Raw genomic sequence first — 21,449 nt, 5'->3', positions numbered from 1 at the left:
AAAGAGGCAGAGGGGCAGGTGGTCACTGAGCGTAGCCGAAGTGGAGCAGGGAGCAGAGGGGAAAGAGGTAATTTTTTATTCTCCCCCTTGCCCCCTCCCCCCTACTCCCTATGGAGTATTTGGAATCAACCGCCCACAAGGATAAGTCGCTGTTTGTTTTTGGGCACTTTCAGCCACTGCTGCTGGAATTTGATCTGATGATTGGGTTTTGGCTGCTAGATAGTCTTTTTGCAGTTTATCCAAAATAGCTTCTCGCCTGTCGTAAACACGCTTTAGGGGGCGAGGCTGGCACTTGTTCAAGACGTATGCTGTCACCAATGGTAGAGCGATCGTGCTATCGGTATAACAAACAATAGTGTTAGGTAATTCTTCCGGGTCAATCTTACCCCAACTGACAGCTTCTGATGGGGTTGCTCCAGACAAACCGCCTGTATCTGGACGGGCATCGGTAAATTGCACAAAGTAATCGTGTCCTCGTTCTTCTAGCCCCAAGACTTCGTGAAGTTGCGGTTGGGTTTGGAGCAAAAAGTTTTTGGGACTACCGCCACCAAGAATTACAGCCGCACTTTTACCTCCAGATTCACGGGCATTATATGCGATCGCAGCCGTTTCATTTACGTCAATTGATGGATCTAACACCAACTGCGAACCTTCTAAAGCCAAAGCCGCCACGTTCATCCCAATTGAGCTATCTCCTGGAGAAGACGTATATATAGGCACGCCATACTCATAAGCTGTAGCAAGCAAGCAGGAATGCTTTACACCCAACTGCTTTTCTACTTCTCGAACATACTTACCTAGTAAATGGTGAAACTCAGCAGTTCCCATCCGCTTCTGAAACGCTTCCCCTTGCAGAATCTTCCGGATGAATGCATCAGTTTCCAGTAGTACATCGTAACCAAAGATAATGTCATAAATGCGGATAGTGCCTTCCTGGCGCAGTTTCACATCATCCAAAAACGGATTACCAGCAAAAAGTTCAAAACCCAAACCGTAGTGCATATCGTGGTAAAGATTTGCACCGGTGCTAATCATCCAGTCAATAAAGCCGTTGCGAATTAAGGGTGCAAGCGCTGAAACCCCAAATCCTGCTGGCGTCATTGCACCAGAAAGGCTAACTCCCACCGTGACACCTTCCGTCAGCACATCACGACTCAGTAGTTGGCAGATTTCCCGCAACCGCGCTGAGTTGTAAGCGGTGAAGTATTGATCGATCAAATCCACCACATCGATATCATTTGATATAGGTGTAGGTGCGATTTTTTGACCCAGCTGTTTAGACATTTTGGCACTCCTGAACAGTAAACACGCAGAATCTTAATGAACTAATTAAGGTAATTTCAGTAGAGTATATTGAGCGATCGCCTTCTACCACTGTCATACCATTTTTACAAAGCTCATACTCACTCAGATCGATATCTTCATTCCACCTTTCAACCAAAGTTACAGCAATTTAACTAGTACAGCACCGCATAAATCCACCCACGGCATGAGGAAGAGGTCATTTCCCCCTGTTTCCGAAAATATTAAATTTAATGGAAGATTTAATAGATCGAGACAGGTGTACGCTACCTAGATGGGAATGTGTCAACAGAGGACTTAATCAATGGGATATATAATTGCTACTGCAAATATGAAAGGTGGCGTTGGCAAAACCACCCTCACCGTCAACTTAGCTACCTGTTTAGCTAAAAATCATGGTAAGCGGGTGCTTGTCCTTGATTTAGACAGCCAAATTAGCGCCACACTCAGTTTGATGTCGCCTTTAGATTTTGCCAAGCGTCGTAAACAAAGTAAGACATTTAGGTACCTGATAGACCAAGTTATCAATCCAGAACCAGAAGCGAAATTGACAATTCAAGATATCATTCAATTCCAGGTTTGTAATCTTCCAGGACTGGATTTATTACCAGGAGATATCGACTTGTATGATGAGTTTGTTGTCTCAGAAATGCTGCATCAGCAAGCAACTGCTTTGGGTGAACAGGACTTTGAAACAATTTGGAATCGCTTTGAAAGAGTCTTAATCAATAATATTTTAAAATCTGTACGTCAAAAATATGATTTTATCCTCTTGGATTGTGCGCCTGGATATAATTTATTGACTCGTAGCGCTTTAGCTGCCAGTGATTTTTACATACTTCCTGCTAAACCAGAACCTTTATCTGTAGTAGGTATTCAATTATTAGAAAGACGCATTGCACAATTGAAAGACAGTCATGGAAATGAAACCAAAATAGATATAAAAATGCTAGGAATTGTATTTAGCATGTCCACTGCTAACCTTCTCACTGGCAGATACTATAAACAAGTGATGCACCGCGTTGTTGAAGATTTTGGTGTAGAAAAAATTTGTAAGGTACAAATACCAGTTGATGTTAATGTTGCTAAGGCTGTTGATAGTTTTATGCCAGCTGTTTTAAATGCTCCTCAATCAGCTGGTTCAAAAGCGTTCTTTCAGTTAACTCAAGAGTTGTTGCAAAAGCTATAGCTCCAGAAGTGGTGAGTTCAACGAAGAGGCAGGGGGAAGGAGGTACAAAGCTTGGGAAAATGACCTTATAATAACCTCATCTAAAACCTGCTCTCTACCTCCTGCCTGACTCGAGAAAAAGTGGTAATAATTAAGTGATTTTTCCGATAAGTCCAGCATTTATACTGAAGCTATGTACAGCAATATTCGGCTATTGAGTGAAAAGGCCAGTAAATCTCGCTAAGAAACAATGCTTACAAACAATTCTGCACAGGCAGAAAAAAATCAACGCTTGGTAATACGTTTACCACGAACTCTGAGTTATCCCGAAACCTGGGGCTTTGGCTTAACGGGTCATGTAGGATGGATTGGTACTGCCCCGATTATTCATGCGGCGTTAGGGCCTAAAGCTATCTTAGTTTGGTTGTTTGGCACAATCATTTCCTTTTTACTCAACTTCCAGGTACAAAGTCTAGGTAGACATTGGCCAGATGTCGCTGGGGGAACACCAAACTATACCACAAGGCTACTAAAGAACTTTCCTAGCTTAGGCCGTTACGTAGCTTTAGGATACTTTTTTAGCTGGGCAGCAGCACCAGCATTGTATGCGATTATTCTCACAGACCTAATTCAAGTCAATTTTGAAAAATTAAGTATTTCTTGTCCAGAAACTTTTTTAAAAGTTCTTTTTACAGCAATTCCTTTTATTTTGGCTTTCAGTGGCACTCGTGCTTTAGCGCTACTGCATTTATTTTTTGTATTCCCAGCCATTTTATTACTACTTTTGTTTTGTATTCAAGGCGTAGTATGGTCAGCCTTCTCAACCACTAGTTTTAAACTTATCCTAACTAGCACAGATAGCTTGAGCTTTGAAGAATGGGCAAAATGCTTTTTCCTGGCTAGCTATTCAATTTATGCTTGTGAAACCACTTCTTCATTTGTTGCTGATAGCCGCCATCCATATAAAACTTTGAAGTTCTTAACCGTAGCTGCTTGGCTAATTCCTGCAGTGTTTTTAGGTGCTTCTTGGGTATTAATGTGTTCGCCTCCAAATCCAAAAATAGGTAACGATGCGTTCTTAAATTTGGTGGCGGCTTCTAAGCCTTTTTGGGGTGAATCTGCCTGTTTTATAGTCACACTTCTCATTACTATATCCTGTCTTTTAAGTGCTGCTACGGCAGTTTCCAACTCTCCTCGGATATTATACCAACTTGCTTTAGACGAGCAGCTTTGTCCTCTATTTACATTAGTTTCTCCCCAAGGTGTCCTTGGCCCTGCTATCTTAGTTACCTTTCTACTCAGTCTGCTTTGTCTCAATTTGGGAAATATACCTCAACTTGTCACGGTAGCAGGCACCTGTTATCTCGTGTCGATTATGGGTCTACATCTGGGATTATGGCTGTGTCGGGGCAAACCGCAGGTGTTATGGCCTTGGTGGTCACTTGGTTTTTTCTGTGTAGAAGCAGTAGTTCTAATAGTAGGAGGTTTAGCTTGGAATTGGAGAGATTTTTTAGTGGGTTTATTATTACCCATTATTCTGATGATAGGAGATGTAGCGCTACGTCGCTTAAATTTAGCACCATTACACCTACAATGGTGGACACAGCATTACAACGTTAGGTTTAGTAGAAATAACCAAGATTTTGCGGTACTACAAGTCATTGTCCTAGTATCATTAATTTGTATTACTGCCACAAGCAGTTGGTTGCTCCGCGATTTATTAGACAAAAATCATCATAATATTCATAACTCTTTGCTAGCGATTCTATTAGTGACACTTTCTTTTGCAGGAGTTGCGATCGCTTGCTGGACAACTCTACCACAAATCGTTGCTATTGATAATGCACGCAAACAAGCAAAAAGCCTATTTATTACTACTCTCGATACTGTCCCCGATACTGTTTTAGTATTAGATGAAAACGGTAAAATTTGTCAGACAAATGCTGCTGCTGAGGAATTATTTCAAACAACTGTTCAGCAGCTTCTTGGTCAAAAATTGAATCAACTCCTAATCAGCTATCGCGGCAAACCGGAGCAATGGTCTATTAGAAGTGAGCAAACCTTAAAAATTAACCAAGGTCTACTAATCGTTGAATCGACTATTTCACAGCCATTTAATTCCCAGCTACGAGAGTATGTTGTTATTATCCGTGATATCACTAAACGTAAGTTAGTCGAAAAAGAATTAGTTCGGTATCGTCATCAGCTTGAGCAGATGGTTCTAGAACGTACCGTTGAACTTATTAGAGTGAATCAACAACTTGAGCAAGACATTATCAAGCGTCAACAAGCACAAGAGCAATTACTCCACAATAGTCTTCATGATGGACTAACCGGATTACCTAATCAACGATTATTTTTAGAGCGAGTGCAGGGAGCAATAGAACGTACTAAACAGCAAAATAAATATTTATTCGCCGTACTATTCTTAGACTTAGACCGTTTTAAAGTTGTTAATGATAGCCTTGGACATTTACTGGGAAATCAACTTTTAATTGAAATTTCTCATCGGCTAAAATCAGTTCTGCGAGTTGGAGACATAGTTGCTCGTTTTGGTGGAGACGAGTTCACAATCTTAATTGAGGAAATTGAGGATATCAGCACCGCCATACAGGTAGCCGAGCGAATTAAAAAAGTGCTAGCTTTACCATTTCAATTAAATGAGCATAAAGTCTTTACTAATGCTAGTATTGGCATCGCTTTAAGTAAAGCAGATTATGAGCAAGCAGCGCAGATTCTACGCGATGCCGATGTGGCAATGTACTGCGCCAAATCACTTGGTAAGGCACGCTATGAGGTCTTTGACGGAAAAATGCACGAGGGTGCATCTTTGCTCTTGGAGTTAGAAACTGCTCTGCGAAATGCACTACTCAAACAAGAAGAATTTCGCCTTGAGTACCAGCCAATTATTTCACTGACAAGTGGCAAAATTATTGGATTTGAGGCACTGATACGTTGGCATCATCCAAAACGAGGGCTTGTTTCCCCTCAAGATTTTATTCCCCTGGCAGAAGAAACTGGAATGATTGTTACTATTGGGCAATGGGTGCTTTATGAAGCCTGTCATCAAATGCACAAATGGCATAAACAATTTCCTAACTCATTATCTTTGACAATGAGCGTTAATTTTTCTGGCAAACAAATCACTCAACCTGATGTGTTTAAGCAAGTTAAACATATTTTGCAAGAAACTGGACTGAACCCAGGCAGTTTGAAATTAGAGATTACTGAAACCTTGTTGATGGATAATTTTGAATTAGCTACTACCGTACTTTCCCAGTTAACAGCGCTGAATATCGAGTTGCACATGGATGATTTTGGTACTGGCTATTCATCTTTGAATTATCTGCACCGCCTACCAATCAAAACCCTTAAAATTGACCGTTCTTTCGTCAGCAATATAGGTAGTCGAGGAGAAAATTTAGAAATTGTTCGAGCTATTGTGACATTAGCTCATAATTTAGACATGTCTGTAACAGCAGAAGGGATAGAAACTGTAGAGCAATTAGCACAACTGAAGGCTTTACAATGTGATTATGGACAAGGGTATTTTTTCTTAGCACCTATGGAAGATGTAGAAGTAGAAACACTACTTGCTGCTAACTTGTGTGGCAAAAACTTTTTAATAAAATAAAACAGGAGTCAGAATTTAGAATACTCTACCCATAAAAGGATAAAGTTTTAAGGCGAAAATTTTTAATGCTAGTTTCGTCCATCAGGGGTGAAAGTGCGTAGCAAGACGAAGTATGGTTTTAAACCAATATTCACAAGCTACTCGTACAGAATTAATACTAAATTATGACGGAGGCGGAGCGTCTCCGGCTTTGCTCCTGAGTTATGAATTCTTCTCATAAAATCTTGGAATCAAATTCTCTTTGGAGAAACACCTTGGATTGGACGATTGCTTGCTTGATAATCTTCTATAAGCTGTCGCGCCTACAAGTTGCACTATTTTCATTGTCAAAAAAAGCTACAAACTTTCTCCCTTACTCCCCGCTCCCAGCAAGAACTGCCCCCTGCCCTCCTGCGGCCTCAATGTGCAAATGAAATGCTTAACAGCTTACTGGCTGTAGCTGGAAATCCTCGGCGTTATCAAGTAACCCTTCTTCTTGCAAAAGTTCATTGATAAAAATATCGATTTTCTTGCGATTAATATTCTGCATGACTACAATGTGTGCCCAATTTTCAAAAACTGCTAACTGCCACTTTTTAATTAACTTTTGAGAAGGTTTTTGAAACACTACTGTATTAGAAAATTTATTTAACATGCATGGATATTCTCTTATTTGAAGTTGTTGGAAAAGATATTGGGCATTATCAATACAAGTATTTGCTTCTTTAGCTAATCCATCACAACCTCTTGTTTGCACTGCATACCAGAGAATTAAAGGAGTGTGGCCGTTTCTGGAACCTAGAATTGTTGTATCTGTTGAACCAATGTATTCAATTTCTGTTTCAACTTTTTTTACCCATTTCTTTTTAGTTAAAACTACACCACAAGGTAAGGGAGAACCAATAAATTTAGCAGAAATAGCTATACTATCTATGGGTTTTTGAAAGTTAACTTGCGGAGCGCCATCTAAAAACGGTAATATTAATCCTGAAAGTGCAGCATCACAATGAATGTAGTAATCTTTAATCTGATTGCGCTCTAAAATTCCTAGAACTTTGTCTAAGTTATCAATTGCACCTTTGACAGTAGTCCCAATATTTAAATTTATGATGGCTGGATAACTACGATTTTTGCTAAGTAGTTGTTCAAAATGGTCATAATCCATTTCTCCATTAATTTGCGAATTAACAACACTATGTTGGATGCGAAATAATTTAGCTGCTTTAGGAATTGAGTAATGAGAATCTTGTGATGAATAAAGAATCCCATTCGGGTAGATTTCCCTTGCTAAAAACATTCCATATAAATTACCTTCAGTTCCACCAGCAGTAACATAACCCCAAAACTGATCTTCTGCAATCTTATATAAATTAGCGAAAAAAGATAATACTTCTTGCTCAAAATTACGAGAATGGAGACCAAAATCTGGCTCTATGTATGGATCTCCAGCATTATTTAACAGATATTGAAAAAATTGCGTGATCGCACTATAATCACAACTCAAATTATATGGATAGCCTGCATGAAACTGCGATCGCTGTTCTATTTCCAGCAAAAAATCAGCCAATTCCTTAGCAATTTTAATTGACATATCTCTCTATCTCTTAAATTTTGATTGAGTTAATGGATGTTTTAAACTAAGATTACACGTGTTAATCCATACCTTTATGTTTTCTTAATAATTTTCCTTTAAGCTTGTTAATATGAATATAATACAGTGAAAATACTGAGAAATATTCAGTAATAATACGCATTTATTTTCTTTCAAAGTAGATTACACTTAGAACTTCTACACTGTATGAAATAACCATAATGCGTATTACATAAAATATTTTTCAACCGCTGACTGCAACCTGATTTAATCACATATTTAATGTTGTGCTTGTTGCGTAATTTATAGGACTGACTCGGCTATCCAAACGAAGTCCGCTTATGCAGACTTCATCAAGTCAAAAAGGTATTTCTATTAATTAAATATGTATTAGCGCTGTTCTATCACTCTCAAAAAACTATAATCGAAGCAGAAAACTGAAACTATGACTAAATTAAGGTTGAAGGCTTTATTTTCTAATATAAATTAGAAAATGCGGACAAAACCTGGAAAGTGGAGTCTCGTAAGCCTTACAGCGATTGCTTTCTCTAAGAGTGATGGAAGACGGTTAAGGGCTTCCAAAAAAATACTCAACTACTTATTGTGGCGTAAGCGTCTCTCCTGCTCATAGCCAAAGGCGGGCAAGATGCCCACCCTACAAGTTGTAGTAACTTATTTGTTGTTGAAAGTCCCTAAGTGCATTTAGCCATCTGTAGGTTAACGATTTCTAGTCTGCTAGCGCTGTGAAATTTTTGCTTTTAGAACTTTCCAGCTAAGGCTGCTACACACCGTTCGCAAATTAAGGGATGTTCTGCTGATTCTCCCACATGAGTAGAGTAGTTCCAACAGCGATCGCATTTTTGCCCGTCTGCGTTCACTACCCCAATTTCCCAGTTTTCAGTCTGCGCTGTATATTTCAATCCTTGCAACCCTTGAGCAGAATTTAATAATTCCACTTGGGAAGTCAGCAATAAATACCGCAGTTCGTCAATCCCGTTACCCTTAACAGGGTTAAAGACTTTGATAGCATCACCTAATTGTTTGTCAGGTATATGAATCAAAGCTTTGGCTTCCAGGGAAGAACCAATCATTTTTTCAATCCTGGCTTGTTCCAACACCTTATTAACATCGGTGCGAAGTTGTCGCAGCACTGACCAAAATTTCGCTAAATCTGGATTACGCCATTTTTCCTCAACTTGTACCCAACCAGCTTCAAATACTGATTTATAAGGTGTTTTGTAAGGGAGATATTGCCAGATATCTTCGGCAGTGTGAGATAACACTGGTGCGATCGCTCGTGCTAAATTATCTATTGCTATCTTCAGCACCGTTTGACAACTGCGACGGCGGAATGCATCCTTTGCACTGATGTACAATCTATCTTTGGCTACATCTAAATAAAAGTTAGATAAATCCACCACGCAGAAATTCTGCACTGTTTGGAAAAAGCGGAAGAATTGGAAACTTTCAAAGGCAACGGTTACTTCCTCAAACACCTCGGTGATGCGGTGCAGCATATAACGGTCAAGTTCTGGCAATTCCTCAAAGGGAACTGCATCTTTTTGGGGGTCAAAATCATCCAAGCTACCCAACAAAAACCGCGCTGTATTGCGAATCTTCCCTCTAACATCATTCATTTGCTTAATGATGTTTTTGCCAATACGAACATCACCAGAATAGTCAACCGATGACACCCACAATCGCAATACATCTGCACCGTAGGGCGGTTCTACTTTTTGATTTTTCCCGCCTTCAATGATTGTATTTGGATCGATCACATTTCCTTCTGATTTACTCATCTTTCGCCCTTGTTCGTCCAAGGTGAAGCCGTGAGTTAGCACAGTTTTGTAAGGCGCAATGTCATTTACTGCAACGCTGGTAAGCAAGCTAGATTGAAACCAACCGCGATGTTGGTCGGAACCTTCCAAGTATATATCAGCAGGGTAACGTAACTCTGGACGTTGTTGGACGACAGCTGCCCAAGATGAGCCAGAATCAAACCATACATCCATTGTGTCTGTACCTCTGCGGTAAGACTTACCATTATTACGATAAGATTCTGGTAATAGTTCCTCAACTGAAAGTTCCCACCAAGCATCGGAACCTTTTTCTGCGATGATTCCTTGGACATGGTTGATAATTTCTTCATTAAGCAGTGGTTCCCCCGTGGCTTCATCGTAGAAAACGGGAATCGGTACACCCCAAACACGTTGACGAGAGATACACCAATCAGAACGTTCCGCCACCATTGGCGTGATCCGATTTTCACCTTGGGCTGGAATCCATTTTACAGTTGCGATCGCCTCTAGGGCTTCTTCTCTAAATCCTTCCACGGAAGCAAACCATTGTTCAGTAGCGCGGAAAATTGTTGGCTTCTTCGTCCGCCAATCATAAGGGTACTTGTGGGGGTATGGTTCTTCTTTCAACAAAGAACCAGCCGCAGCCAGTGCATCAATCACCGCCTGATTCCCATCACCCAAAACATTTAACCCAGCAAATTCTCCCGCTTCTTCGGTAAAGTTGCCATTGTCATCCACTGGTGCAAGGATGGGCAAACCGTAGCGTTGACCAACAATGTAATCTTCTTGACCATGACCGGGGGCAGTATGTACCAACCCAGTACCCGATTCAGTAGTGATGTAATCACCGCCGACGACAATCGGACTTTCCCGGTCAAATAGAGGATGACGGTAAGTAGTATGTTCTAAGTCATTCCCTTTGAACGTGGCTTTTACAGTTAACTCAACTCCCAACGTTGAAGATAAACGTTCCACTAAATCAGCAGCAACGATGAGGTATTTGAAATTACTCTGCGCTTCTCCCTCTGGGTGGGAAACTTCTACCACTGCATAATTTAAATCTGCATTTACCGCCACAGCCAAATTTCCTGGAATTGTCCAAGGTGTAGTCGTCCAGATAGCCACACCTAAATCTGACTGATATTCCGCCAACAGTGGTTTTACAGTTTCCGCCAAACTTGTAACTGGAAAAGCTGCATAGATACTACGGGAAACGTGACCTTCAGGATATTCCAACTCAGCTTCAGCCAAAGCGGTATGAGAACTGGGACTCCAGTGAACCGGCTTTAAACCGCGATAGATGTAACCTTTTAAGAACATCTGACCAAACACGCCAATTTGAGCCGCTTCATAAGCAGGCTTCAGAGTTAGATAAGGGTGGTTCCAATCACCCCAAATACCGTAGCGTTTAAAATTATTGCGCTGGTCGTTTACCGTAGCTAAGGCAAATTCTTCCGCTTTCTGCCGCAGTTGTAAAGATGTTAAGTTTTGCCGTTCTGCTGACTTCATGTTCTGCAAAACTTTTAACTCAATCGGTAATCCGTGACAATCCCAACCAGGAACGTAGCGAACTTTACGCCCTTGTAACATTTGGTAGCGATTAATAATATCTTTGAGAATTTTATTTAAGGCATGACCAATATGGAGTGAGCCATTAGCGTAGGGAGGCCCATCGTGCAGTATAAATAATTCGCCAGGGTTATTTTCAAAGAGGCGATCATAAATTTTATTTTCTTCCCAGAATTTTTGGATTTCAGGCTCACGCTTGATGGCATTTGCCCGCATATCAAAATTAGTCTTGGGTAGGTTTACAGTATCTTTGTAACTTCCTGATTCGGTCACAGTCTCATGCCTAGAATTAGGTGTGCAGGTTTTATCAATTATAGAAGATGGCATAAAAACCAAAATATGCTTTTTGAGAGCGAGTTTGATAAACCTTTGCCTACCTTGAATTTTCGTTAATAAAGTTGCAAATAAAAGATAGGATTCCACAAGGGCGTAGGCGTAGCCCGTCGTAGACATCGCTACTATAAAATTCAGATGGATTAAAGGTAGGTTGGGTTGACGTAAGGAAACCCAACTTACATTTAATGCACAAATTTAACCTTGACACAGGACTAGATTTATGCACGAAGTGAATTATTGCAGCAAAGGAGTTGTGCCGTTACCGTTAATTGACGCATTCGCAATTGCAGCTTGAGCAGGTTGACTAGCAAGAACCGCTACAATTGGAGCAGCTTTTGAACTAGATTGTTTATTTCTTTTTCCATTAGAGCCGCCAGCCTTGGAATACTGTATACTGTTTCTGCCGTAGATAGTTGCAACTCCACTTAGCATTCGTTCAGACATTTCACTGAGGGCTTTATCCATCTGGATTATTGTTTTACGCGATTCTTCAAGATTGGACACAAGCGTGTTATGAGCTTCTAAGGTCGCACGGGTAGTATTTAGAAGGTGGTTGTAAGCTTCAATGGTTAATCCATGTCCTAAATCCAGATTTTCATCAACGGATTTAAGCAAGGCGAGACGAAGTTGGGCTTTGTCAACAGCAGCAGAACCACGAGTTCTTAAAGACATGAGATATCCTTTTTTTAATAATTCCTTTTTCAACATAGTGGAGTATCCTTTTGCCTGAAATGAGTAGTTTTGGGGATTTATTTCATTAAAGCTTCAACGAAATAATTACGAGTTTGTCTGTATTTTTACTCATTTTTCATATCGATTTGTTGTTTGAGAATAAGTGCAATCAGCAAATGCGAGCGCCGAATCAGCAATTGCGATCGCCGAATCAACAATTGCGTTCGCCAACTCAACAATTGCGAACGCCGAATCAACAATTGCGATCGCCGAATCAACAATTGCGTTCGCCGAATCAACAATTGCGTTCGCCGAATCAACAATTGCGAACGCCGAATCAACAAATGCGATCGCCAAATCAGCAAATGCGAATGCCGAATCAACAATTGCGATCGCCGAATCAACAATTGCGATCGCCAAATTAACAATTGCGTTCGCCAAAATAATATTAGAAAGGGGAAACTAGAACATCTAATTCCCTCCCCTTTATAAGCTACGGTCGTTGTACACACTAGTCGAATTACCCCCCTTAATCCCCCCTTATAAAGGGGGGAAATAAGAAATCTTGTTCCCTCCCCAATACATACGGGGAGGGTTAGGGAGGGGTAAAACTGACACGAAAACCAAATGAGTAAACTATTTCAGACTTGCGTATACACCGTAGCCTTAGAAAGGGGGAAACATGAGCTTTGTTCCCTCCCCAATACATACGGGGAGGGTTAAGGAGGGGTAATTCAATAACGTGCGCGTACACCTTAGCCTTTTTAAGGAGGATCTAAAACTTTTTACCCCTCATTTTTCAGAAATTGAGGATAATACTGTTGAAGCTTCATCAAGATGCGTCTAACTCACACCTGCTCATGAACGAACAGCGTTTACAAGCTTATAATCAGCTAATTCAAACCCTGCTAAATTGCCCTAGCGGGGAAGAACCAGAGATATTAGCAGCGAATACAGAATTGCTAGATGCTGACTTTGTGCAGGTTGTTATAGCAGCAGCAGAGTATTTTGCCCAGCAGGGAGAGGAAAATACTGCCGAGTGGTTGAGAAACCTAGCAACATATCTTACCCCGGAAACTACCCCCATCACTCAAGAAGATATAGAGACTTGCAGGCAATTTTTAATAGAAACACTGCAAGCAACAGCACAAAGCAACGGCGATGCTGAAGTTATTTACCCATTGCTGGCAGCAAATACCGATAAACTTAATGATATTTTTACTCAATTATTGCGTCATTGGGCAAAAAATGTCCTAGCAAAAGCGGAACCAGATATAGCAACATCCATCGCCGTAGTTATGGTTATGTTGAGTAATCTGATTAATCAGTTCCCCTTGGGTAACAAAGCCAACAATATAGAAATTGCTATTGCTTGCGACGAAATCGCCCTAACTGTATATACCCGCAGCGCCTTTCCTGTTGATTGGGCAATGATGCAAAATAATCTCGGGATTGCTTACGGTAACAGAATATTCGGAGAAGGAGCCGAGAATATTGAATTAGGGATCAAGGCTTTTTCTGCTGCACTCGAAGTTTACACCCGCAGCGCCTTTCCTGAACAATGGGCAACGACGCAAAATAATCTGGGGGTTGCTTACCGTGACAGAATATTAGGAGAAAGAGCCGAGAATATTGAATTAGCAATCAAGGCTTTTTCTGCTGCACTCGAAGTTATAACCCGCAGCGCCTTTCCTGAACAATGGGCAATGACGCAAAATAATCTGGGAGGGGCTTACCGTAAAAAAATATTAGGAGAACGAGCTGAGAATATTGAATTAGGGATCAAGGCTTTTTCTGCTGCACTCGAAGTTTATACCCGCAGCGCCTTTCCTGTTAATTGGGCAATGATGCAAAATAATCTGGGGGTTGCTTACGATGAAAGAATATTAGGAGAACGATCTGAGAATATTGAATTAGCGATCGCTGCTTACTCTGCGGCACTGGAAGTTACAACCCGCAGCGCCTTTCCTGAAGATTGGGCAACGACGCAAATTAATCTGGGAGTTGCTTACCGTAACAGAATATTAGGAGAACGAGCCGAGAATATTGAATTAGCAATCAAGGCTTTTTCTGCTGCACTGGAAGTTACAACCCGCAGCGCCTTTCCTGAACAATGGGCAATGACGCAAAATAATCTGGGTAATGCTTACGGTAACAGAATATTCGGAGACCAAGCCGAGAAGATTGAATTAGCAATCAAGGCTTATTCTGCTGCACTGGAAGTTACAACCCGCAGCGCCTTTCCTGAACAATGGGCAATGACGCAGAATAATCTGGGAGGGGCTTACAGTTACAGAATATTCGGAGACCGAGCTGAGAATCTTGAATTAGCGTTCGCTGCTAATTCAGATGCACTGGAAGTTTATACCCGCACCGCCTTTCCTGAACAATGGGCAATGATGCAAATTGGCCTGGGAGAGATGTACCGTAACAGAATATTAGGAAAACGAGACGAGAATATTGAATTAGCGATCGCTGCTTACTCTTCTGCACTGGAAATTTGTACCCGCAGCGCCTTTCCTGAACAATGGGCAATGACGCAGAATAATCTGGGGTTTGCTTACAGTTACAGAATATTCGGAGACCGAGCCGAGAATCTTGAATTAGCGATCGCTGCTTATTCTGCTGCACTGGAAGTTTATACCCGCAGCGCCTTTCCTGTAAATTGGGCAATGACGCAAAATAATCTGGGGAATGCTTACGGTAACAGAATATTTGGAGAACGAGTCGAGAATATAGAATCAGCGATCGCAGCTTATTCTGCTGCACTGGAAGTTTATACCCGCAACGCCTTTCCTGAATACCATGCAGAAACTTTGTTAAATCTTGGCAGGTTATACCAAGACGAAGAACAATTTAACTCAGCTTACAATACCTTTATTAAAGCAATAGAAACAGTGGAAGCTTTGCGGGTTGAAATTGTTTCTGGCGAAGAAGTTAAGCGCAAACAAGCAGAACGATGGAATCAACTTTATATAAGAATGGTGGAAGTTTGCTTAGCATTGGCAAAAGACACCGAGGCAATAGAATATATTGAACGTAGCAAAACCCGCAATTTAGTAGAACTGTTAACTAAAGCAACATCAACAAGCCTAGAAAATTTGCCTTTAGTTGGTAAAAGCATCCACTTTTCAGAAATTCAAAACCTCTTATACAGGGAAACTGCAATCATCGAATGGTACATTTTTAATAATTGTTTTCGCGCTTTCATCATCACGCGCGACAACGATAAACCAATAATCTGGGATTCTAGTCAACAAGACTTAAATGCATTAATCGATTGGATAAATGAATATCTACGCGACTACTACAACCAGGAAGACATAGATAAAATCCAATGGCAGAATCAGCTAGAAGAACGCCTGAAAAAATTAGCAGAAATTATACATTTTGAAGAAATTTTAGACAAAATACCCAAACAATGCGACAGATTAATCTTTATTCCTCATCGCTACTTACACCTGTTTCCTCTCCATGCTTTACCTGTTAAGGAATCATACTTAATTGATTTGTTCCCCAACGGCGTAGGCTATGCACCCAGTTGTCAACTTCTCCAACAACTACAACTGCGTCAACGTCCTGATTTTGAATCTTTATTTGCCATCCAAAACCCCACAGAAGATTTATATCAAGGCTATGAAAAAGATTTAGGCGCAGTTGCAGCCATTAAGAAACAGTTTACCGATGCTCAGATTTTGAAGCAAGACCAAGCCAAAAAATCAGCAATTCTCTGTATTAATGAAAATCCTCACAATGTCACACTGCATGAAAAATTACTCAAAGCTAACTGTGCTTTTTTCTTCTGTCATGGATACTTTAACTTTGCTTCTCCTCAAGATTCTGGTTTACAGTTAGCTGATGGAAACCTGACTTTAGCAGATATCATTACTCACTTCAAACTAGAAAACTGTCGCCTAGTCACACTCTCTGCTTGCGAAACTGGTTTTACCGACATCACAAGCGCCAGTGATGAATACATTGGTTTACCCAGTGGATTTTTGTTAGCTGGTAGCACTAATGTAGTCAGTAGCCTTTGGACAGTCAGTGCTACAGCTACAGCTTTATTGATGATTAAATTTTACGAAGAACTACAGCAGCAAAATAATATTGTATTAGCTTTAAATACAGCACAACGTTGGTTAAGGGATACGACAGTCCAAGGCTTTCAAGATTGGCTGATTAACTCGTCACTAAGTTGGGGTTGCAAGATATATTTAAATAAATACTTTGCTGCTAATCATGAAAATGCCTTAACCAAACCGTTTGAATCACCTTTTTATTGGGCTGCTTTTTGTAATATAGGTAAAGGAGTTTAGAAAATGTCAATTTCTAGAAATAGCATCGAAGCTTTTATTCAAGTGCTTGACTCTCAATCAAATTTGATTCCGACTCAAGACTGGAATGAATTGCAGCAACTATCGAGTCAGTTACCAGAAGACAATGAGGAAATTGTAGAAATTATAGAAAATTGGTTGCAATCAGAATCCCGTAATCAAGTTCTAGAAGTTTACAAGCAAAACCTGGAATCAATCACTGATAAATTACCTATTAATGTAAGTACAAACATAGGCATAGCTAATAGTAAATCACAGACTCCAGCCAATCAACCTAGTGAATCATCAAAGGAACTTGTAGATAACGCCATAAAAAACAATTCTCCTTTGTCTGAAAACACTAAACCCGACAAAAAATAGTGAAGAATTTCAGCCTTAGTCTCTATGCTTTTCATCTCCGCCACACCCTAACTGAACTTCCCGGCGAAGTTGTGGCAGATGCTAAACTCTTGTGGGAAAATCTGGTGAAAGTGGGTGAAACTTCGCTAAATTTTGTTGAGTTGAAAGATTTACGCTCGAATTTGATTTGTTATCAAAATGGTGAATACAACCCCAAGCGGGAACAAGGAAGAAAAACAGAATGGTTAAGTGTTTCTGGAAAAGACGTAGATTTGGGTAGTCTCCCCACAACAGAAGGCTTTAAAATTAATGCTAATCTTCAGCCTTTTTTGCTTAACGATACCTACGCAGTTGATTTAACTCTGTTTCCAGAATTACCAAACATCCCCATAGACATACCACAACTGCAATATTTTAAACCAAGTTCCTTACTACCATCTCATATTCAAGCATCTTTAGGACAAACATTATTGATTTATGGAGAAGTAGATCCAAGTGAAAACTGTGATACACTAGCTGAAAAATTAGCCGTAGCCTTAGTAGCTGGCACAAATTTAAATACTGTACGAACACAACAGGGAGAACTGTTTGGTAGTCTTTTATTTGAATACCAAGCACTTGACGCAGATAAACCAGATAATCCTGCCAAACAAAGCCATATTTTAATACTCATTAATAATAGTCAAGCTGCAACAGCAACACTTGCAGTAAAAGCTTATGACTGGTTGCTAAATTTACTATGTAGCTACCATAAAATACTTTACATTTATCAACTAGCACGTCAACGCTACCGAGAAGCAAGAGAAATTTACAGCGATTTAGAAAATAAAATTAAAGAATTTAACAACCTGACATCTAAAAATAAAACACAACAACTATCTGGCTTAAAAAGCTTAATGGGAGAAATACCCCAAAAAAACTTTGATTACATCAGATGCTTGCAAGATTTACAAACACACCACACAGCAATTACTACTAATATTACTAATTACAGAATTTGTTTAGAGAAGATTCAAACTATTGATAGCGGGAATAGCCTCAAATACTGGCAAGATTTTATTAATAAAGACTGTAAGAAATGGCAAGAACAAATACAAACAGATATTAACTATCTGACTCCAGGTCAAGAATTGTTTGGACAATTTGTTGATACTATCCGAGGTATAGTAGAAACGGGACAAGCCGAGCGCGATCGCTCCCTAGAAAACAAAATCCAAGTACTAGGCATAGGCTTTGGTGGTGGTGCGATCGCTTCTGGCGTATTCACAACACATATTGATAAAATTAATCTCCCGTTAATAGAAAAACATCCCCTTTACGCATCGTTAACTTTAAGTATCATTGCTACCTTGATATTTATCGCTTTAGGTTGGCTGATTACCAAACGTAAATAAAGTAAATTCTTTGGAGAAACTATGCAAATAAAAGACATGACAACAGAACAGTTACAAAACTTGATCCGTAATCCTCTGATAAATTAAGGAACTTTAAGAGCTTTTTGCCTGCCTTTTTAAAGGGGGTTGAGGGGATCAAAAGCCTGTAGCGCAACTTTAGAAGACTTTTGTGTGTACACCGTTTGGCTTTCAACCAAGGGACTAATCAGGAATTTTGCGGAGGTTGAGAGTTAATCAACAGAAAGTAGTATACCTTTCTGGCTTCGCCTATTGCCGATCCAAAGATTTTGTTTAATTAGAAGAACATTCCCTAATAAAAAGTCAACTATTACAAAAAATAAATCATTTTTTTTGAGTTCTAAATAAGTTATGTATGTTTTAGGTGTAACTCACGGAATTTTATTTAAGTACACTGAAAATTATTCCTAGTAAAAAACTAGACATAAACAGCATTTTGTAATTGGATCTCCACAAGCTTACTATCAATAAAAATTTTTGAAGGAGTAGATTAATTATGATTAGCAAGTCGTTGCTGAGTAAGTGGAAGCGAAACTTCAAACTATATCTTCCCTTTGTCTTTATTGTAACCCTACTGGCTGGAATCATCTTTTCCAAATTGAGTTTAACTATGGCTGCTGATTCGCGGCTAGATCCAAGAACTCAACCGAAGTTCATCAATTCGCTGCCGTCTCTAGGGAGGATAGATGCTACAAAGGGTGGTCACTTCGATGTAGAGATGGGAGAAACTAAGCAATGGCTTGGACTATATAGCAGTCCTGGTGCAGATCGCATATATGGTACAAAGGATGATGCACGCTTGAATACAACAGTTTGGGGGTATGGCTTAAGAGGGCAAAAGGCTGTTACTTACCCAGGTTCCACATTCGTGACACGAAAAGACGTACCGATTGAAGTGCTGTGGGACAACAAACTACCAAAAACCGGACATATTTTCCCAGTAGACAAAAGCATTATTTCAAAATCGGTTGAAAACGCTCTTTCCAAAGGGCTTGTACCTACAGTAACGCATGTGCATGGTGGTCATACTGAGTGGACTAGCGACGGATATTCCGAAGCTTGGTTTACCCAAGATTTTTCTCAAACTGGACCCAGTTGGGTTAAAAAGAACTATAGTTATGCAAATGACAATGAGCGGGCAGCAACACTCTGGTATCACGACCACATTCTCAGTAACAATCGTTTAAGTGTATACGCTGGTCTTACAGGCTTCTACTTGCTGAGGGATAACAACGAAATTAATCTAATCAATCGCAACATTTTGCCTAGTGGTGACTACGAGAAAGAACTGATCATTCAGGATCGAGATTTCACAGCCAAGGGTCAGCTTTATTACCCACCTGGTTCAAATTACCCAGATACTTCATATCCAAGTGTAGTGCCAAATTTCTACGGTAATTTCATCCTAGTAAATGGCATGGCCTGGCCAAAGTTGGCGGTCGAACCCAGAAAGTACCGTTTACGCTTGGCAAACGGTTCAAATTCACGCTTCTATAACCTGAATTTCAACGACTCAAAGGAAAAGTTTTACGAAATCGGTACTGAGCAAGGTTTATTAGAAAAACCAGTGGCGCTGGAAAATTTAATTCTTGCTCCCGGTGAACGCGCTGATGTAGTTGTTGACTTCACTGGCGATGCGGGAAAAGAGTTCATCATTAGGAACTTCGATGATAAAGCTGATTTGGAGCTTACAGGTCAAATAATCAAGATTGCGGTCGAGCAACCGCTTTCAAATATTCCAAATGCGACAGTCGATACTAATGAAAATGATGCACTGACAACACGGTTGATACCTAACAAGATTACACCTCCTGCTCAAACTGGACAAACTCGGCAACTGGTTCTTTTTGAAAATAAGGATGAATATGGTCGCAAGCTCTTAGAGCAAGGTACATTGGCTGATGGCTCATTCCGCTATGATGAACCAACTACTGAGAAACCAAAACTTGGCACAACTGAAGTTTGGGAATTATACAACACGACACAGGAGCCACACCCAATTCACTTGCACTTGGTTTCCTTCCTGATTCTAAATCGACAAAATTTTGCTGGCAGTGCAATCCCAGTTATTAAAGACCCTCGTAAGACTAAGCTATTTCTACAAAGCGCTGGTCTAATCGGAAATCCTGAGCCTCCACCACTTTCAGAGAAAGGTTGGAAAGACACTGTAGTTGTTTACCCAGGTGAAGTTGTTCGGATCATTGCCACCTTCGACAAACCAGGGAATTATCTTTGGCACTGTCACATTTTAGAACACGAAGACTTCGATATGATGCGACGTTTTCAAGTTGTGGCAACTCCGTAGAACACCAATTCAGTAATCCTTTGCGTTACCTGAAATCCTCAACAGGCACAATTCATAAATTGTGCCTACGTCATTTTCATTCCTACAGGACTTACGCAATAACTCTCTGAAACTCTTATTCCTTTGTGTTCTTCTCTACGAGACGCTGCGCGAATGCGTCCTTTGCGGTTCGTTTTATCATGATTTTGCCTAAGTCCTGTCCTATGTATAATGTCTGTCCCCTTCTTAGTCAGAAGTCAGGATTTAGGATAAGTGTAGATTGGATTCTTGACTTCTTTAATGGTGTATTTCATTCATCCAAAAATTCCTCTATTGCATAGCAATAGAAAGATAAAGTAAAAGGTGCAGGATTTATTGGAGGTAGTAATGGCGCGTAAACGCTTGATTATCGAAATGGGGATGGGAATAGATCAGCATGGACAAGAACCGACAGTAGCAGCATCTAGGGCAGTACGTAATGCGATCGCTCATAATGCCTTACCCGGTGTTTGGGAAGTTGCAGGTTTGAGTCATCCCAATGAAATGATTATAGAGGTTCAAGTAGCAGTTCCATACCCAGAACAAGTTAGGGAAGAAGAGGTACTTGCTGTACTACCATTTGGTAAAAAAACCCTTACCGTAGAATCTGGCGGGATGGTAGTTCAAGGGCGGGCGATTCCTGAACTCAACGATAAAAATGACGAAATGTTGATTGCGATCGCTGCTGTTACAGTTTTAATCGAAGATGAGTAGCTGAGGTAATTCCTCTAGAAACAGAAAGCTATAGAAAAGTTATTAAGTTATTCGACCGCCGACTTCATTTATACAGACGCGATTTTTAATTGTCAAGTATATTTGCTGATTACTTTATCAAAAAGCCTCATTGCTTTATAAAAATACCTGTTTACTTTCTCAAAATACCTAAATGCTTTCTCAAAATGACCTTTGACTTATTCAAAAGCTGTGTTTGCTTTCTGATTTTGGTGTTTTCCGCAAGTAAAATGACCTTTGACTTATTCAAAAGCTGTGT

General features: G+C 40.2%; 12 protein-coding genes. 8 read left to right on the top strand and 4 right to left on the bottom strand.

Annotated elements, in window-relative coordinates:
* Nucleotides 1–108: 108 nt before the first annotated feature.
* Nucleotides 109–1,284, bottom strand: coding sequence for a homospermidine biosynthesis protein (locus tag V7L20_RS15360; RefSeq protein WP_334744916.1), 1,176 nt, complete (start codon nt 1,282–1,284; stop codon nt 109–111).
* A gap of 322 nt (nt 1,285–1,606) precedes the next feature.
* Between V7L20_RS15360 and V7L20_RS15355 the strand changes: the two genes are divergently transcribed.
* Both V7L20_RS15355 and V7L20_RS15350 read left to right on the top strand, forming a co-directional pair.
* The gene (locus V7L20_RS15355) at nt 1,607–2,491 is read left to right on the top strand and encodes a ParA family protein (protein ID WP_334744915.1); all 885 of its coding nucleotides are present in this window, start codon (nt 1,607–1,609) and stop codon (nt 2,489–2,491) included.
* 229 nt (nt 2,492–2,720) lie between these two features.
* On the top strand, nt 2,721–6,104 hold the full coding sequence (locus V7L20_RS15350) for an EAL domain-containing protein (RefSeq protein ID WP_334744914.1): 3,384 nt from the start codon (nt 2,721–2,723) through the stop codon (nt 6,102–6,104).
* Between the two features lie 418 nt (nt 6,105–6,522).
* Here the strand turns inward: V7L20_RS15350 and V7L20_RS15345 are convergent, their stop codons facing one another.
* The 3 genes from V7L20_RS15345 to V7L20_RS15335 all read right to left on the bottom strand — a co-directional run bounded on the left by V7L20_RS15345 (nt 6,523) and on the right by V7L20_RS15335 (nt 12,050).
* Complete coding sequence (locus tag V7L20_RS15345; protein ID WP_334744913.1) at nt 6,523–7,674, bottom strand: histidine decarboxylase; 1,152 nt, start codon at nt 7,672–7,674, stop codon at nt 6,523–6,525.
* Nucleotides 7,675–8,432: 758 nt separating this feature from the next.
* Entirely contained in the window at nt 8,433–11,315 is a 2,883-nt protein-coding gene (ileS, locus tag V7L20_RS15340; protein ID WP_334744921.1) for an isoleucine--tRNA ligase, read from the bottom strand.
* Nucleotides 11,316–11,612: 297 nt separating this feature from the next.
* Nucleotides 11,613–12,050 (bottom strand): hypothetical protein, encoded by a 438-nt coding sequence (locus V7L20_RS15335; protein WP_334744912.1) that lies wholly within the window; start codon nt 12,048–12,050, stop codon nt 11,613–11,615.
* A 176-nt stretch (nt 12,051–12,226) separates the two neighbouring features.
* Here V7L20_RS15335 and V7L20_RS15330 point away from each other — a divergent pair, with 176 nt between their 5' ends.
* From V7L20_RS15330 to V7L20_RS15305, 6 genes are all read left to right on the top strand, one after another.
* A complete protein-coding gene (locus V7L20_RS15330) occupies nt 12,227–12,475 on the top strand; it encodes a hypothetical protein (RefSeq protein ID WP_334744911.1) in 249 nt (82 codons plus the stop codon).
* Between the two features lie 435 nt (nt 12,476–12,910).
* The gene (locus V7L20_RS15325; protein WP_334744910.1) at nt 12,911–16,366 is read left to right on the top strand and encodes a CHAT domain-containing protein; all 3,456 of its coding nucleotides are present in this window, start codon (nt 12,911–12,913) and stop codon (nt 16,364–16,366) included.
* A gap of 3 nt (nt 16,367–16,369) precedes the next feature.
* Nucleotides 16,370–16,744, top strand: a complete 375-nt coding sequence (locus V7L20_RS15320) for a hypothetical protein (protein ID WP_334744909.1) — start codon at nt 16,370–16,372, stop codon at nt 16,742–16,744.
* Complete coding sequence (locus tag V7L20_RS15315) at nt 16,744–18,117, top strand: hypothetical protein (RefSeq protein WP_334744908.1); 1,374 nt, start codon at nt 16,744–16,746, stop codon at nt 18,115–18,117. Before V7L20_RS15320 ends, V7L20_RS15315 begins: the two co-directional genes overlap by 1 nt.
* A 514-nt stretch (nt 18,118–18,631) precedes the next feature.
* Nucleotides 18,632–20,440, top strand: coding sequence for a multicopper oxidase family protein (locus V7L20_RS15310; RefSeq protein ID WP_334744907.1), 1,809 nt, complete (start codon nt 18,632–18,634; stop codon nt 20,438–20,440).
* Between the two features lie 366 nt (nt 20,441–20,806).
* A complete protein-coding gene (locus tag V7L20_RS15305; protein WP_334744906.1) occupies nt 20,807–21,172 on the top strand; it encodes a Lin0512 family protein in 366 nt (121 codons plus the stop codon).
* The last annotated feature ends 277 nt before the right edge of the window (nt 21,173–21,449 follow it).

Source organism: Nostoc sp., assembly GCF_036916735.1.
Taxonomy (GTDB): Bacteria; Cyanobacteriota; Cyanobacteriia; order Cyanobacteriales; family Nostocaceae; genus Nostoc.
Note: the sequence above shows the minus strand (reverse complement) of the source record. Positions and strands in the feature narration are given on the sequence as shown.

Coding starts and splice junctions, on each gene's coding strand:
- V7L20_RS15360 (WP_334744916.1), bottom strand. CDS start 1,284: ATGTCTAAACAGCTGGGTCAAAAAATCGCACCTACACCTATATCAAAT.
- V7L20_RS15355 (WP_334744915.1), top strand. CDS start 1,607: ATGGGATATATAATTGCTACTGCAAATATGAAAGGTGGCGTTGGCAAA.
- V7L20_RS15350 (WP_334744914.1), top strand. CDS start 2,721: ATGCTTACAAACAATTCTGCACAGGCAGAAAAAAATCAACGCTTGGTA.
- V7L20_RS15345 (WP_334744913.1), bottom strand. CDS start 7,674: ATGTCAATTAAAATTGCTAAGGAATTGGCTGATTTTTTGCTGGAAATA.
- V7L20_RS15335 (WP_334744912.1), bottom strand. CDS start 12,050: ATGTCTTTAAGAACTCGTGGTTCTGCTGCTGTTGACAAAGCCCAACTT.
- V7L20_RS15330 (WP_334744911.1), top strand. CDS start 12,227: ATGCGAGCGCCGAATCAGCAATTGCGATCGCCGAATCAACAATTGCGT.
- V7L20_RS15325 (WP_334744910.1), top strand. CDS start 12,911: ATGAACGAACAGCGTTTACAAGCTTATAATCAGCTAATTCAAACCCTG.
- V7L20_RS15320 (WP_334744909.1), top strand. CDS start 16,370: ATGTCAATTTCTAGAAATAGCATCGAAGCTTTTATTCAAGTGCTTGAC.
- V7L20_RS15310 (WP_334744907.1), top strand. CDS start 18,632: ATGATTAGCAAGTCGTTGCTGAGTAAGTGGAAGCGAAACTTCAAACTA.
- V7L20_RS15305 (WP_334744906.1), top strand. CDS start 20,807: ATGGCGCGTAAACGCTTGATTATCGAAATGGGGATGGGAATAGATCAG.